Genomic DNA, 15,914 nt, shown 5'->3' on the forward strand with positions numbered 1-15,914 from the left:
TACATAAACAGGAGGAAATTAGATTATTATGAGCATAAAAAGCACGATCAGAAAAAGCTTCTGCAAGGGCTTTACCCTTTTCACGGCGGCTGTTCTTGGCTGCACAGCAATGCTGACAGGCTGCGGCAAAGGCGGCGACAGTTCATCGCAGGCTGATGGTAAAAATACCTCAGACGACGGAAGTATCCACAAGGAACTGACTGCCACAGAGCTTGCAAGACTTCTCGGCAACGGCACGAACCTTGGCAACACAATGGAAGCCTACGGTCACAAAAGCTATTCCGCCGACACAGACCCCGAAAGCTTCGAGACCCTTTGGGGACAGCCTGTCACAACTGAAGAAATGATAAAGGGTATGAAAGCCAACGGCTTTGACTCCCTGCGTGTGCCTGTTGCTTGGACGAACGCAATGGAATACGAAAAGGGCGATTACACCATAAATTCGGCATATCTTGACAGAGTTGAGGAGATTATAAACTACGCCCTTGACAACGATATGTACGTTATCATCAACGACCATTGGGACGGAAGCTGGTGGGGAATGTTCGGCTCTTCTGAGCAAAGCGACGTTGACAAGGCATTTGAAATGTACAAGTCGATGTGGACGCAGATCGCAGAGAGATACAAGAACTATTCCGACAGACTTATTTTCGAGGGCGCAAACGAAGAGCTTGGCGACAGGCTCAATGACACGGACGTTTGCAAAAATTCGGGTTCCCTTTCAAAGTCTGAGTGTTACGAAATGACAAACAAGATAAATCAGACCTTTGTGGATACTGTCCGTGCGACAGGGGGAAACAACGCACAGCGTTTTCTTCTTATCGCAGGCTACAACACGGATATCACGATGACCTGTTCCGACAAGTTCCAAATGCCAACAGATACCGCAAAGAACAAGCTCCTGCTTTCCGTTCACTATTACACCCCTTGGGATTACTGCGGCACAAAGGGTCGTTCCGACTGGGGCACAAAGTCTGACTATGAAGAGCAGAACAGACTTTTCAAGAATATGACAAAGTATTCTGAGCAAGGCTATGGCATTATAATCGGCGAATATGCAGTCCTCACCAATGGCGGAGATGTCAAGAAGGGCACGGATAAATTCTTCAACAATCTCCTTGACAACTGCGACGCTTACGGCTTTGCGCCGTTCCTTTGGGATTGCAGCGACTTTTTCTCACGTTCAGAGCTCACAATGCGTGACGAGACTATCGCAAAGATATTTGACGAGCGCCGCCGTGACAATCAGTCCTCAATGACAATGGAGGAAGAGCGTGCGAAGGCTGCAAAGAAGATAGAAGAGACATATGCAGCCGCACCCGAAAAGCTCACCGACGACACCACACCGCAGGCAGACGAAAACACAGCCGTTGCTTGGATAATGTATCAGAGTGCTGATTATTCAGTATGTTACAGCGTTGGCGACGAATATGACCCAGCTTCAAAGAGCGACGGAGTTATCGCAGAAAACGCAGTTATCGACGGCGAGGGCACATATACAGTCAGCCTCGATATGTCCTCAAACAACGCAAACGGCATTGCATTCTCAGCTCTCGGCATTGCAAACGGCGAAAAGCTTTATCCGGGATACATCGCAACTATCGACGAGATAAAGATAAACGGCGAAGCTGTTGAGACTATCGCAGACGGCTACACAACCTCTGACGACGAACTTTGCACAAGAGTGAACCTTGTAAATCAATGGGTGAGCGCACCACCTGAGGGCGCAAGGATCTCAGGCGGCGACCTTTCAAACGCTGCGCCGACTATCCTCGATTATCCGGGCAGGATAAATACTCTTGAGATAACATTTACTTATGCGTCGGAGAAATAGGACAATATAAAATAAAAAACGGGTGAACAGCGTTCGCCCGTTTTTTTATGTTCATCATTCAAGAATATACTTCTTCACCAGCGGATAGATCGACCTGTAACCCTCTTCATTGATGTGCATACCCTCAAAGGTGTATTCCGCCTTGAGCCTGCCCTGCTCGTCCTTGAGCGGGTCGTTGACGTCGATATATTTTGCACCAAGCTTGTCCGCAAGCTTTTTCACCTGCTCGTTGGCTATCTTTATCTTCTCATTGCTTCTGATCTTTAAGCAGGCTTTCATATCCTCGGCGGCTGCGTCATAATTCACGGGATAATACGCCATAAGATACATTTTCACGTCGGGAACGACTTTCAGCGTTTCTCTGAGGATATACTCATAATTTTCCATTACCTTTTCAATAGGTCTTTCGGCGATAGAAAGATCGTTGGTGCCGATATTGATAAATAGCTTTCTCGGCGCAAGGTCAAGTATCAGCGTGTCGATGTTCTCGATAAGCTCCTCGGTGACAAATCCGCCCACGCCTCTGTTATAGACCGTCACGTCAAGCTTGTCCTCTTCCACGAACTTCTCCATGGGAAACATTTCCATAAGTGACGAGCCTGCGAACAGAACCTGTCCTTTCTTTGCGCTCTCATTGAGCTTTTTAAAGCGCTCGACTTTATATTCCTTTGTCCATACGACTTCTTCACTCATAATGATCCTCCTTTGCAAATTTGCCATTATGGGAACATTATACTATTTACATCTGCATTTTTCAAGCACATTCATCACTTATTATGAATATCCACTATGATTTTTAACAGTTGCCTGCCATTGTGCGCACTTGAAAATATGGCTCGATTGTGCTATAATATATCAGACATAATAAGAAGAATAGTGAATAGTAAGCAGAAAGAAGAAATTTGGTAAAATGAAAACAAGAAAAATAGATATGCTCCACGGGCCTTTGGCAGGCAAGCTTGTGCTTTTCGCCCTGCCGCTGGCTGTTTCGAGCATTTTGCAGCAGCTTTTTAACTCCGCCGACCTTGCCGTTGTGGGACGTTTTGACAGCGATCAGGCAATGGCAGCCGTTGGCAGCAACGCTTCATTGGTGAACCTTATCGTAAGCCTGTTTTTAGGGCTTTCAGTCGGTGCAAACGTAATAGTCGCACGGCTTATCGGGCAGGGCAAGAAAGAAAAGATAAACGAATCCATTCACACAATAGTGCTCATCGCACTTATAAGCGGCGTGACCATTTTGACCCTTGGCGAAGTCATCGCACCCCAGCTTTTGAAGCTTATGAACGTCCCCGACGATGTTTTCAAGCTTGCAACTACATATCTGCGAATATTCTTTATCGCAATGCCATTTATTGAGATATACGACTTTGGCTCGGCCATACTGCGAAGCAAGGGCGACAGCTCACGGCCGCTTTATGCGCTGATAGCTTCGGGCATAATAAACGTGCTGCTCAATCTGCTGCTCGTTATCGTGTTCAAGCTTGGCGTTGCAGGCGTTGCCATTGCGACTGTTATTTCAAACTGCGTCAGCGCAAGTTTGATTTTGTACGTTCTCACTCACGAGGAAGAGACCTTCCGTCTTGATCTGCGCAAGCTGAATATGAAAAAGGAATATCTGCTTGGCGTTGTAAAGATAGGTCTGCCTGCGGGACTTCAAAGTATGGTATTTTCGCTGTCGAACGTTGTTATACAGTCGGCGATAAACACCTTTGGCGCAGACGGCATTGCAGGCGGCACGGCGGCGCAGAACTTTGAGTTTATGGCATACTTTGTGATAAACGCTTTTGCACAGACCGCCACAACATTCACAAGTCAGAACTTTGCCGCCGATGACAAGGAACGCTGCAAGAAGATATACAAACTTTGCACATTCATCGGCCTTACAAGCTGCTTTGTACTCAGCGGAATATTCCTTCTCGGCAGAAACGTATTTATCCGCATATTCTCCACCGACCCCGGCGTTATCCATTATGCGATGATAAGAATGTTGGTGGTATGTATGTTTGAGCTTTTGACGGGCGTATACGAGATATCGGGCGGCTGTCTCAGAGGAATGGGACACTCTCTCCAGCCGGCGATAATAACAGTTCTCGGCACCTGCGTATTCAGACTTATCTGGGTAGCGACGATCTACAAACTTCACAGAAGCTATTTTATCCTTATGCTTGTTTACCCTGCTTCTTGGGTGATAACAGGCACGGCTGTAACGATAGCATACTTCATCACCCGAAAGAAAGAATTTGCCAATATGCACAAGCGAAAGGCCGATATTATATAGTCGTGCTTGACAACTATTTCTTAGTGTGATATAATATAAATAAGAAAAGGGCACCACATTTGCCAATGGCGTGCGGTTCTCCCTCATTTTTTGTATTTAAGAAACACCGTTACTTTGGAAGAGTAGGGCGGTGTTTCTTATTTTTTATATTAAGAAACTTCTATTTTTTCTTGTTATTGTTATGAAATACAAGATAGCATAGAGAGATAATGCCGGTAATCATTGATACAAACAGAAAAAGATCTGAGTATGTAACTGCCATTCTTATCACCTCCCTTTCGGGAGAAACCGCCTACCGCTAATGCAGTACCCATATGTTTATTGTAGCATACTTGCGTTCGATTGTCAATATTTTCTTTGCAATTGATACTCTAGTATCTTTTTTATTTTTAATATAACGAACATTTATTCTGAAATACTATTGACAAATCAGAACATTCGTGCTATAATTTATACAGACAGAAAAAACGCCTGCGAACGCTCTCGCAGACGTTTGTGCCTTTATATTTATCTCGGCTCTTTCTATCCTGATCCAAATTTTGTTTGTTTTTATTCGTAACAACTTTCGATATCTTTAAGTGCAGCCTTTGCCATATTCACGGCAGGCTCAGGACCTAACACCTTGGCTTTTGAACCGAACTGGAACAGCCAGCCCCAAAATGTTGGCGCCACCTGTATCTCTTGATTGATATAGAAAGTGTCGTCGGAATTTTTGTGACAGATCGTCCTTTCGCCAAAACGATCCATTACCACGTTGATAAGCGAATTATCGAACTGAAGCGTCATTGTCATAAGCTCGCCGCCGTACATTCCGTAAATCGACTGCTGGTTGGCAGCCTCCGCCTTTTCCTCGTCGGAAAGCTCCCTCCTCGGCAGGTCTGTTACAGATACCTGCGTCATACGATCGACCCTGTAACGGCAGATCTTTTCGTGCTTTTCACAATAGCAGACAAGATAATAATTGTCATTTTCCCAGACAAGCGAATAGGGCGATACTGTATACACTTCGCCGCCGTGCTTGAGCTGCTTGCGCTTTTCAACGGTGTATTCAAAATACTTGAAGCGTATCTCCACCCCGTTGAATATGCCCTCCTGTATCTTGTTTATGGCATAATATATCTGCTCATTGAAGGTCTTTGTTCTGTTTGAAACGTAAACCATTCGTCTGAGGTCTTTGGCCTTGTATTCAGATGTAAGGGACTGTATTTTCCTTATAAGCTCCTTGGACTTCTTCTGAGTAAGAAATCGGCAGGAAGCCACAGCGTCAGCAAGCACATAAAGCTCTTCGTCCTGAAACAGTCTTTTTGCAAGATAATAGGCGTTTGAATGGCCGTCCTTCGTTATCTCGATATCCATTCCGCTGTCGCAGAGGGTCTTGATATCGTCATAGATCGTCTTTCTTTCGGCCTTTATGCCGTACTCGCCCAATATCTCGATGAGCCTGTTTCCCGTGATAGTGTGCTTTTCGTCCGTCCTCGTCTCAAAAAGCTTCTTCATCGTCAGAAGCTTCTGTTTCTGTCTGGATAATCCTGTCACTTTATTTTATCCTCCCCGCTGCGTTTCATATCCGAAACCTTAATTCTTGAACCGTCGGGTTCAACGATCGTCGTGTGCTCAAGCTGACCTGTAAGGTTAGCGATAACGCTCCTGCGGTACTCCATTCTGAGCTTCTCACGCTCGTCCTTTTCGGCGGCGGTCAGCTCACGTTTTCTCGAGATCGCAGTAAGCTCCGACAATCTGTTAAGCTTTACTTTCTCCATAAATTTTTACACTACTCCTCATAAGCCGCCGACTTCATCTTTATATTTTTTGCGCTGCTCGTATATTTTTTATCTTTATATTTTACGCAGCAAAAAAAGCCCTCGGCTTAAATTTAGTACGGACGGCTTACACAATACCGCCCTTTTCCGCTCGAAGTATTTTGTTAAGACATTTTTCTTGTTTTTATCTATTTTATATTTATCAGTCCAACAAAAGACCCTAAAGCGATTTAGCAGATACATTATAACACATTATTCTGCAAATTGCAATGGTAAAATGCACAAACAGTCCGATTAATTTCCCTCATATTGAACAAAATTTTTGAAAATTGTGTCTGTCCAAAAAATTGCCCACTATATATTGTGGTGGCAAAATGACACAATTTCACGCAGAAAATGCAGAAAGGAACAAAATGCAGCACCAAAAGATATCATTTGATCTTACAGAGAACTACATAAGCAAGTTTTACGGCGCACCGTCTGCCGACAATTTCGATCCCTCGGGGGCTATCGAAAATGGGCTTATGCGTGATATCGTCAATGAAAATTTGACGAAACGGCAGAAATGTTATATAATAAAGTATTATAATAAAGGTATGACTATGCAGCAGATAGCCGAAAGCGAGGGCGTTTCACGCTCAACGGTATCGAGGACGCTGGGGCTTGCGAGGAAGAAAATTTCCTGCGGCCTAAAGCCTGCCATACTGCGCAGCGTACTGAAAAATGAAAGGAAAGCGTGAAAATGAACGCTCCCATAAACGAATTTGTTAAGGCTTATGCCAATTCTGGCATAGCAAGATTTCATATGCCGGGTCACAAGGGCAAGGCTTTTCATGGGCTTGAAGCCCTTGATATCACCGAGATAAAAGGGGCTGACTACCTCTTTGAAGCCGACGGAATTATACGCCAAAGCGAGGACAATATGGCGAAGGCTTACGGCACGGCGAGGACGATATATTCCGCCGAGGGCTCAAGCCTTTGCATCAAGACTATGCTTGGTATCATCAAGACCTGCAACGCAGGCAAGGGGCGCATAACTGTTGCCGCCCCGAGGAACGCCCACAAGGCTTTCGTCAACGCCTGCATACTTCTTGATCTTGACGTCAAGTGGATATATCCAAAGGGCGAATTTACGTCCATTTGCGCAGGAAGCGTCACCCCTGATGACGTTCGTGAAGCTATTGAAAGCGGCGAAAAGCCCGACTGCGTTTATGTGACCTCTCCCGACTATCTTGGCAATCTCAGCGATATAAGGGGCATAAGCAAAGTCTGCAAAGCAAATGGTATTCCCCTGCTTTGCGACAACGCCCACGGGGCTTATCTGAGATTTCTTCCCGAAAGCCTTCACCCTATGGACTTGGGAGCGGATATGTGCTGCGATTCTGCACACAAGACCCTGCCCTGCTATACAGGCGGCGCAATGCTCCACATATCCAAAGGTGCACCGAAAGAGTTTATCGACTGCACAAAAAACGTTATGTCGATGTTCGCTTCCACCAGCCCGTCCTATCTTATTATGCAGAGTCTTGACCTTTGCGCACAATATGTAAACGGCGATTTTGCGCAGGATATCGCACGGACTGTTGAGCGTGTGAAGCTTTGCCGACAACGCATTGAAGCATTCGGCTGGCAGTTCACGGGGGACGAACCTATGAAGCTGACCATTTGTGCATACCAAAGCGGCATAACAGGCAATGATCTTGCGGACAGGCTGAGAGGATATGGCATTGAACCCGAATACAGCGACACACAATATATTGTGCTTATGCCGACGCCATTCAATGACGAAAGCGATTTTACACGGCTCGAAAAGGCGATGTCGGAGATACCGCAGCCGAAGATACGGCTGTTCGGCGACTTTCCTGCAATACCAAAAGGCATAAAGAAAATAGGCATTAGAGAAGCGGCGTTCTCAAAGCAGGAGACCGTCAAAGTTGATGAAGCCCTCGGCAGGATATGCGCAATGACTGTCACAAGCTGTCAGCCCTCTGTGCCTGTGGCTGTGAGCGGCGAACTTATCACCGAAAATGTCATAAAAATTTTGAAAAACTATGGCATTGAGGAGATTAATGTGCTATAATATAATAGTATAGTCATAGCAGGCTATCAACAAAACAGATATTGTTATATTATGTATATAATGTAAAGGAGCAGAACTATGAAATTAGTATATGCGATAGTAAACAGCGATGACACCTATGCGGTAAACAAGGGCTTTTTGAAGGCTGGCATAAGAGCAACAAAGCTTTCGTCAACAGGCGGCTTTCTGATGTCGGGCAACACAACTTTTCTTATCTGCTGTCAAGACGAAGAGGTCGACCTTGTTATCGACGTTTGCAAGCAGTATTCAAAGAAGAGAAAGCAGTATGTGCCTTCATCGACTATTATGGAGCCAGACGGCGGCGCTTCATATCCTGTTGAGGTTTCCATCGGCGGCGCAACTATTTTCGTGACAGATATCGAACGTTTTGAAAAGGTGTAAGCTTTGATAATTTACGGCAACAGCGAACCGAGACGGCTCGTGACGGAAATGATAAAAAAACAACGTGAGCCTCATTCTATCGTCATTCACGGCGAAAAGGGGCTGGGCAAGAAAACGCTGGCTCGTTGGATAGCGGCGGCGCTTCTTTGTGAGCGGCAGACGGGCGAGCCCTGCGGTGTATGCAAGAGCTGCAAAATGGTGTTCGACAATTGTCACCCCGACGTTATGACGGCGCAGTCAAACGCCAACGGAAACTACATCGTTGACGAAGCCATAAGGCCTATCGTGCCGGACGCTCAGATCGCACCAAGCGAGGGCAGAATGAAGGTCTACATCATACCCGACCTCGATATGTCCGTAAACACGGCAGTGCAGGTGCAGAATATCCTGCTCAAGCTTATCGAAGAGCCGCCAGAGCACACGGCGATAATACTCACGGCACGAAGCAAGGAGATTTTCTTGCAGACCATAATCTCTAGAGTGCTTGCCCTTGGCGTTATAACTGTCACCGAGGCGGAGAGCACCGACTGTCTCACGCAGAAATATCCCGACTTCTCCCCTGCGGAGATCGCAGAAGCCGTTGCGGCTGGCCGTGGAAATATCGGCAGGTGCGAAGCTTATCTAAACAAGACCGCCTTTTGGAACAGCGTTGGCATTGCAAGGAGCCTTTGCAGGGCGGCTTGCGGCGGAAGCGAATACGAAGTGCTTAAAGCGCTTTTTGAAGCCGACGGCAAGAAAGCCGTTCTCCGTGAAGGACTGAGCCTTTTCGGAGAGATAGTCAGAGACAGCACGGCGTTTAGGCTTGGCGGCGATGATGAAAAGTCGGTAAGCTGCGATCGTGATGGCGCAAGGCAGCTGAGCAGGCGGCTTTCAGCGGACAATGCGGTGAGACTTTACGACCTTATGTGCGAATACACCGCAAGGATAGACGCAAACTGCAATCTCAATCTGACGATGAACAGCCTTGCGGGGCAGATAAGCAAAATTACAGGGTAATTTGATACATTCTCAAAAAAATATTTGAAAGGAAGAACTGATGATAAAAATAATAGGCGTGCGCTTTAAGAGCGTTGGAAAAATATATTACTTTGACCCAAAAGACTATGATATCAAAATGGGCGACAAGGTCATCGTTGAGACCGCAAGGGGCGTTGAATGCGGCGAGGTCGTAATGGTGGACAGGGAGATCGACGAGACGAAGTTCACAAACCCTGTTAAGCCGATAATAAGAATTGCCACGGCAAACGACTTCAAGACCATCGAGAAAAACAAGCAGAAAGAAAAGGACGCTTTCAAGATCTGCGAGCAGAAGATCGCTGCCCACAAGCTGAAAATGAACCTTATCGACGTTGAGTGCACATTCGACAACAACAAGCTGCTTTTCTATTTCACGGCGGAAAATCGTGTTGACTTCCGTGAGCTTGTAAAAGACCTTGCGGCGGTATTCAGAACGAGGATAGAGCTGAGACAGATCGGCGTGCGTGATGAAGCGAAAATGCTTGGCGGACTTGGTATCTGCGGACAGCCTTTCTGCTGCTCAAGATTTTTGGGCGAGTTCCAGCCTGTTTCCATTAAAATGGCAAAGGAGCAGGGTATGTCACTTAACCCGACGAAAATTTCGGGCACTTGCGGCAGGCTTATGTGCTGCCTTAAATATGAGCAGGACAGCTATGAAGATCTTCTCAAGCACACACCAAAGGTCGGTGCTATCGTAAAGACTGCCGACGGCAGGGGCGTTGTTGAGGAGGTCAATCTGCTGACAGGAAAGCTCAGAGTTAAAATGGACAAGAATGACAACGTTGTTATGGTAAAGAAAGACGACGTTGAGGTCATAAAGGACTCTGTTATCAAGCTCGATCGTGACGAGATAAAGGCGCTCAAGAGCCTTGAGGGCAAGTAATAACAATTGCCACACCAAATTTATTGTAGGGGCGAACATCGTTCGCCCGTTAGGTTACGCAAGGTAAATTTAGCATTGCACCTATTTATTAAGCAGAAAGGAACGTCCAAATGCCAAAGGTAAAGACATCATATGTTTGCAGCCAATGCGGTTATGAAACATCAAAATGGAACGGAAAATGCCCTAACTGCGGCGAATGGAACACCTTTGAGGAAGTTGAGGTGGCTGTGCGCTCGGGCGGCTCAAAGGCTAAGGCAAGCGCTGTCAAGGATATCTCCGACAAGATAGTCGGCATTGGCGGCGTTGACGCAAGCTACAACGAGGTGCGTTACGCCACGGGGCTGAAAGAGCTTGACAGAGTGCTGGGCGGCGGACTTGTGAAGGGTTCGCTTGTGCTGCTGGGCGGCGAACCGGGCATCGGTAAATCGACAATGCTTTTGCAGATTTGTCAGTATCTCGGGCAGGAGCACACTATTTTATATGTATCGGGCGAGGAATCTGTGCGGCAGATAAAGCTTAGAGCCAACAGGCTTCACGTCAACTCAGAAAATCTTTACCTGCTGGCGGACAATGACTGCGAGCAGATATGCAATGTGATCGTGAAAGAAAAGCCTGAGATAGTCATAATCGACTCGATACAGACGATGAGCATAAGCGGAATTTCATCAGCGCAAGGCTCAGTCACGCAGGTGCGAGAATGCACGAATATGTTTATGCAGACGGCGAAATCGGAAGAGATACCGATGTTTATTGTAGGCCACGTCAACAAGGACGGTGCTATCGCAGGTCCGAAAGTTATGGAGCATATCGTTGACTGCGTGCTGTATTTTGAGGGTCAGCGCAATCTGACATACAGGATACTGAGGGCGATAAAAAACCGTTTCGGCTCGACAAACGAGATAGGAATGTTTGAAATGGCGGACAGCGGACTGCTGGAAGTTGAGAACCCCTCAATGATGTTTCTTGAGGGCAGGCCGACGGACGCTTCCGGCACTTGCGTTGCCTGCATAATGGAAGGCACAAGGCCTGTTATGGCGGAAGTTCAGGCGCTTGTCTGCAAGAGCGTGCTTGCCTCGCCAAGGCGTACTGCAACGGGATTTGACTATTACCGAATGGCGATAATAATTGCGGTGCTTGAAAAGCGGCTGGGCTACTTTTTCGGCGGACTGGACGTTTATATCAACATCGTGGGTGGCTTGAAACTTGACGACACGGCGGCGGACTTGTCCGTTGCGCTGGCGCTTTACTCGGGTCTCACCGACAAGGTAATAAGCGACAAGCTCATCGCCCTTGGAGAGATAGGTCTCGGCGGCGAACTGCGGAGCATTTCACATTGCGAACAGCGCCTTGCGGAATGTGAGCGAATGGGCTTTGAGACCTGCATTGTGCCTGCGCACTCGCTGAAAAGCGTTGACGTTTCAAAGTTCGATATGAAAATAATCGGCGTAAGGTCGATAAAAGAGGCGTTTAGGGCAATTGGATAAATTGACCCCATAGCAGATTTTCTTTTCTGCTATGGGGTGTTTTTTTGTATTGAGTGGGTGAGCCAGCTGGCGACCAATAAATTGTTATGAGCATTGTCGAATAACAATTTTCGCCCCTACAATCGACAGAATATTATACAAAGCAGTTAAACCAAACTGGCGAACGGAGTTCGCAACCCCAAAAATCATCGCCAACGGCGATACCTTCATTCCTCACTCAACAAAGAGTTCCGACAAAGTCTTTCCTATCAGCTCCCCCGTGTATTGCGCCTGATCTATGGAGTTTCCGTGGCTGCCGACTTCTATCAGCAGCGAACCTGTCGTTAGGTCTTGGTTGTAAAAGCGGTAATCGAAAAGTATGGGTCGGGTCAAGCCGCTCCAATCGCTTTCTAGGGCGGATTGAAGCTTGCAGGCAAAGTGGAAATTCTGCATAAAGTTGGGCATACCCATTGTGCCGTCATCGCAGCCGGAGATTATCATAAGCTGCGCCGCTTTCCTGCCGTCTATCTCGGTTATTGGCGCAAGGCGTGTGCCATCCTCTCGCTCAATGCCGTCACGATGAACGTCAAGGCATATCTTTATGGAGGGGTATTTTTCAAGTATCTCCTGCACGGCTATTCGGCTGGAATCGTATGAGCCGTCATAGCTGGGATAATCGTGGACGAGGGTGTCGTGGACATAGGCAATGCCTGCGGCGTCAAGCTGTTCGCAAATTTTGTCGCCCACGGAGATCATATTCATATGTGGGTCGGTGGTCTTGCAGGAAAACGAGCTGTCGTAATAATCTCTTGCGTATGGTTCAAAGCTTTCGGTGGCGTGGGTGTGGTAGATCAAAATTTGCGGCTGGTCGGAATTTGCGTCAAGTTCGAAATCTATTGGCTGGGCGCTTTCGGCGTAAAGTTCGGAATTTGAAAGGGCGGTGCAGTTTCGCACCTGTCCGCCGCCGTCAAGGTCAAAATACTGCTCGCCGTCATAATGGCCGTAGGTGTAATTTTCGATAACGCCGTCACGGCTTTCAAGGCTTGCAGGATATGGTATCTTATCGGAAACGTCCTCAGCAGGCAGAGGGCTTGGCACAGCTGAGCTTTCGGAATGGGTCTCGGTCTCCTGCGGAGCCATATCCATATCCCATATGCTGTGCTTTGCAACCACCGCCGCTTCAAGCCTGCCCATATCGTGAAGGGCTTCGCTATCGGCTTGGCTTTGCGCAAAAGGCTTTTCATATTCGCCCATTGTAATGCCTGCTGCCGCCGCTGCGATATTGCCAAACTTTGGCGCAGCTTTTGAATACAGCCACACCCCCACGGGCAGGACGAACACGGCGGTTATAACTGCGCAGGCACGCTGGCAGGCTTGCTTTATTGTCATTTTATCACTCCCGAAATGCGCTGGAATTATTTGCGGATATGTTAAACACTCCGCATACGATACAAATAATTTCTTTGTATCGTGTGTCATTGCCTTTATAAATGTATACGCAGGACGGGCTTTATTATGACTATTGGGGCAAATTTACAGCCGTACTTCAACGGGCTTGCCGACTGTCATTGTTTCGGGGGTGACGTTGCAGTCATAGCAGAGTATCTTCACACCCTTTTGCTGAGCTTCTTTCAGCGCTTCGCCGAACGCTTTGTGGGTCTCATAATTTGGCGTGAAATACTTGACGTCGCTCATCTGCACAAGGATAAGTATATAGGCTTCAAATCCCTTTGATACGCACTCTGCAAGCTCTTTTATATGCTTGACGCCACGCTCCGTCGGGGCGTCTGGGAATAGCACTACACCCTTACGCTCAAGGGTGCAGCCTTTGACTTCAAGGAAGGCTTTTCTGTCCGTTTTGTCGGACTGTAAATAAAAATCGAACCGAGAGCCGCCGTATGTTTTTTCGGGATAGACCTCAAGATCGCCAAGGGGCTTTTGCTCTCTCAGCCATTCGCCGACAGCCTTGTTTGGGGCTTGGCTATCCATATTTATGAGCCGCTGACCCTTTTGGACGGCAACAAGATCATAGGCTGTCTTGCGGTTTAGGTTATCCGACTTTTCCAGCCAGACCTGTGCGTGGTCGGTCAAAAGCTCTTTACACCTTCCTGTATTCTTAACGTGGCAGACCTCTTCCCTGCCCTCAATCTCAACATTTGCGATGAACCTGTTGGGACGTGAAATGAACACGCCCTTGTGAATGTTTTTATATCTCATTTGATCTTTCCGAACCTTTCGTGTTTAGGTAAATGCTATATACTATTTATAATGTAATAGCCGCTTTGCTATAAGTATACCACAATAAATGGCGAATGGCAATTACTATATAAATACATATAAAATTTAAACTTGTATGATAGTCAAATTTGTTCATAGATATGAAAAAATCGGCGTTGTCGCAACTATATATTGACGGCGGCGTGCAAATGTGATATAGTGTTATCCATAAGGCTCTGGGTTTTGAGCCTTATTTAGTATTAGGTATTAGTATTAGAATTTATGATCTAACGATCAAGAGAGAGGTTAATCTATGAAAAAGATCACAGCATTGTTGGTTTCACTTATTATGACTTGCAGCGTTTTCGCAGGCTGCGGCTCTGACAACAGCTCTTCCGCTGCTGACAGCTCATCAAAGGCTTCCGCTTCACAGGCTGCTGACGATAACGCAGACAGCAAGGCAGACGATAACGGCACAGCCGCTGAGGACACTCTTGCTGCGCTGTACACAAACAAGGTTATGAACGGCGATTTCGCTTTTGACGCAACTATCACAGGTGAATTCGATGACGAGACACCAGCCGTTGTTGAGATCGCAGGCGGCAATATGCATATGTCTGTCTCACTTATGGGAATGAACCTTGATTTCTATCTCGTTGACGGCGTAATGTACACACTTGACGCTGAGACAAAGACTTATCTCAAGACTGAATCAGAAGAGACTATCGACGATTTCAAGGCAGAAGTTGGCTACGGCGTAACAGACGGCGCAAAGTTCATCAGCACAGACAACACAGACGATGGCCTTATCTGCGAGACTTATGAAGTTACAGAAGATCTTGATATCGACCTTGGTTCAGGTGTTGAGCTTGACGAGAGCGAATCTGACACTTCATACACAACAACATTCAAGTATTACTTTGACGCAGAGACAAAGGATATCGTAAAGATCGAAACTATCACAGACGGCTCGACAACAACAGTTAAGTTCAATTCATTCACAACTGAGAACGTTGAAGTTAAGCTTCCGGACGATTTCGATAGCTGGACTGAGCAGTCAATGGACGATATGAGCGGCGATGTTATCGACGACGCTGAGCTGGATTTTGATCTCGAGTCTGATTCTGCTGCTGAATAATCTGATAAATTTCGGCATTTCTTATTTTGGAGGCAAATTATTATGAATAAGAAAATTTTGATAAGCGCAGCACTTGCTGCTGTAATGTGCGTGGCTATGACAGCCTGCGGTTCTGACAACAGCTCTTCAAGCTCTTCAAAGGCTGAGGACACAACGACTACGACTACGACAACTGCTGCCGCAGAAAGCACGGCTGATGCAACGGCTGAAAGCAGCGCTGCTGCAAATGTTGGCACGACTGATTATGACGTTGACGGCGATTTCAGAGCTTTTGAGCAGCTCAAAGACAAATACAAGGACGGCTATCTTGCCAACCTTACAGGTCAGATGTCGGGCAACGGCACAAATTACACTATCTGCGTAAAGGACGGCAAGGCTTATCAGGCTTACACAGTTCAGGGTATGAAGTCTTACACAGTTTGTCCCGGCGACGGAAAGCTTTACAACGTTTCTGAAGGCACGACGACTTACAGCGTTGAGGAAGACGACGGCAACGAGTGGAAGTCCGCTGACGTGCTTTTCGGTGCAACGAAGGATTTCGACCACGCTTACATTGACGAGGCGACCAACACAGTTCTCGAGTATTACAAGCTCGACAGCGATGTTACAGGCGCTGAGGGTATGATAATCTACGGCTTCAACGGCGCAACTTACGATCTCCAGCAGATCGCTATCCTGCCGGACGGTGCTGACGAGACCAGCGCTATTTACTATACTGTTGACTCTATCGGCGAGGCTGATGAGGATATGCTGACTGTTCCTGATCTTTCGGCTTATGATGAGGAATAATTTACGGCGCAGGAAGCTTATTACGCATATTAAATGAATAAACGCAGACGGGC

15 protein-coding genes are annotated in these 15,914 nt (G+C 46.9%); 10 read left to right on the forward strand and 5 right to left on the reverse strand.

Annotation, left to right across the window (positions count from 1 at the left end; genetic code table 11):
- Positions 1-28: 28 nt before the first annotated feature.
- Positions 29-1,834 (forward strand): glycoside hydrolase family 5 protein, encoded by a 1,806-nt coding sequence (locus QZ371_RS03285; protein ID WP_295209376.1) that lies wholly within the window; start codon positions 29-31, stop codon positions 1,832-1,834.
- A 54-nt stretch (positions 1,835-1,888) separates the two neighbouring features.
- On the opposite strand, the gene QZ371_RS03290 is transcribed toward QZ371_RS03285, so the two are convergent.
- Positions 1,889-2,527, reverse strand: a complete 639-nt coding sequence (locus tag QZ371_RS03290; RefSeq protein WP_295209379.1) for a GDSL-type esterase/lipase family protein — start codon at positions 2,525-2,527, stop codon at positions 1,889-1,891.
- A gap of 217 nt (positions 2,528-2,744) precedes the next feature.
- On the opposite strand from QZ371_RS03290, the gene QZ371_RS03295 reads away from it, so the two are divergent.
- Positions 2,745-4,112 (forward strand): MATE family efflux transporter, encoded by a 1,368-nt coding sequence (locus QZ371_RS03295; protein WP_295209385.1) that lies wholly within the window; start codon positions 2,745-2,747, stop codon positions 4,110-4,112.
- A gap of 549 nt (positions 4,113-4,661) precedes the next feature.
- On the opposite strand, the gene QZ371_RS03300 is transcribed toward QZ371_RS03295, so the two are convergent.
- Both QZ371_RS03300 and QZ371_RS03305 read right to left on the reverse strand, forming a co-directional pair.
- Positions 4,662-5,648 (reverse strand): WYL domain-containing protein, encoded by a 987-nt coding sequence (locus QZ371_RS03300; RefSeq protein ID WP_295209388.1) that lies wholly within the window; start codon positions 5,646-5,648, stop codon positions 4,662-4,664.
- A complete protein-coding gene (locus QZ371_RS03305) occupies positions 5,645-5,872 on the reverse strand; it encodes a DUF896 domain-containing protein (RefSeq protein ID WP_295209390.1) in 228 nt (75 codons plus the stop codon). The genes QZ371_RS03300 and QZ371_RS03305 overlap by 4 nt, the downstream gene beginning before the upstream one ends.
- A 413-nt stretch (positions 5,873-6,285) precedes the next feature.
- On the opposite strand from QZ371_RS03305, the gene QZ371_RS03310 reads away from it, so the two are divergent.
- The 6 genes from QZ371_RS03310 to radA all read left to right on the forward strand — a co-directional run bounded on the left by QZ371_RS03310 (position 6,286) and on the right by radA (position 11,738).
- Positions 6,286-6,612, forward strand: a complete 327-nt coding sequence (locus QZ371_RS03310) for a sigma factor-like helix-turn-helix DNA-binding protein (RefSeq protein ID WP_295209392.1) — start codon at positions 6,286-6,288, stop codon at positions 6,610-6,612.
- 2 nt (positions 6,613-6,614) lie between these two features.
- Complete coding sequence (locus QZ371_RS03315) at positions 6,615-7,952, forward strand: PLP-dependent transferase (protein ID WP_295209395.1); 1,338 nt, start codon at positions 6,615-6,617, stop codon at positions 7,950-7,952.
- Positions 7,953-8,030: 78 nt separating this feature from the next.
- Positions 8,031-8,354 carry a cyclic-di-AMP receptor gene (locus QZ371_RS03320; RefSeq protein ID WP_295209398.1) on the forward strand — a complete coding sequence of 108 codons (324 nt, stop codon included), beginning with the start codon at positions 8,031-8,033 and terminating at the stop codon, positions 8,352-8,354.
- Positions 8,355-8,357: 3 nt separating this feature from the next.
- The gene (locus QZ371_RS03325; RefSeq protein ID WP_295209401.1) at positions 8,358-9,350 is read left to right on the forward strand and encodes a hypothetical protein; all 993 of its coding nucleotides are present in this window, start codon (positions 8,358-8,360) and stop codon (positions 9,348-9,350) included.
- Positions 9,351-9,390: 40 nt separating this feature from the next.
- Positions 9,391-10,254, forward strand: a complete 864-nt coding sequence (locus QZ371_RS03330) for a stage 0 sporulation family protein (protein ID WP_295209404.1) — start codon at positions 9,391-9,393, stop codon at positions 10,252-10,254.
- Positions 10,255-10,364: 110 nt separating this feature from the next.
- The gene (gene radA / locus QZ371_RS03335) at positions 10,365-11,738 is read left to right on the forward strand and encodes a DNA repair protein RadA (RefSeq protein ID WP_295209407.1); all 1,374 of its coding nucleotides are present in this window, start codon (positions 10,365-10,367) and stop codon (positions 11,736-11,738) included.
- 213 nt (positions 11,739-11,951) lie between these two features.
- On the opposite strand, the gene QZ371_RS03340 is transcribed toward radA, so the two are convergent.
- Positions 11,952-13,106, reverse strand: a complete 1,155-nt coding sequence (locus tag QZ371_RS03340) for a stage II sporulation protein P (protein ID WP_295209410.1) — start codon at positions 13,104-13,106, stop codon at positions 11,952-11,954.
- Between the two features lie 144 nt (positions 13,107-13,250).
- Positions 13,251-13,934: a DNA/RNA nuclease SfsA gene (gene sfsA, locus QZ371_RS03345; RefSeq protein ID WP_295209413.1), complete on the reverse strand. Its 684-nt coding sequence runs from the start codon at positions 13,932-13,934 to the stop codon at positions 13,251-13,253.
- A gap of 313 nt (positions 13,935-14,247) precedes the next feature.
- Between sfsA and QZ371_RS03350 the strand changes: the two genes are divergently transcribed.
- Both QZ371_RS03350 and QZ371_RS03355 read left to right on the forward strand, forming a co-directional pair.
- Positions 14,248-15,072, forward strand: coding sequence for a hypothetical protein (locus QZ371_RS03350; protein ID WP_295209416.1), 825 nt, complete (start codon positions 14,248-14,250; stop codon positions 15,070-15,072).
- A gap of 42 nt (positions 15,073-15,114) precedes the next feature.
- A complete protein-coding gene (locus tag QZ371_RS03355; RefSeq protein ID WP_295209418.1) occupies positions 15,115-15,861 on the forward strand; it encodes a hypothetical protein in 747 nt (248 codons plus the stop codon).
- Positions 15,862-15,914: the final 53 nt, after the last annotated feature.

Source organism: Ruminococcus sp. (genome assembly GCF_019423705.1).
Lineage (GTDB): Bacteria > Bacillota > Clostridia > Oscillospirales > Ruminococcaceae > Hominimerdicola.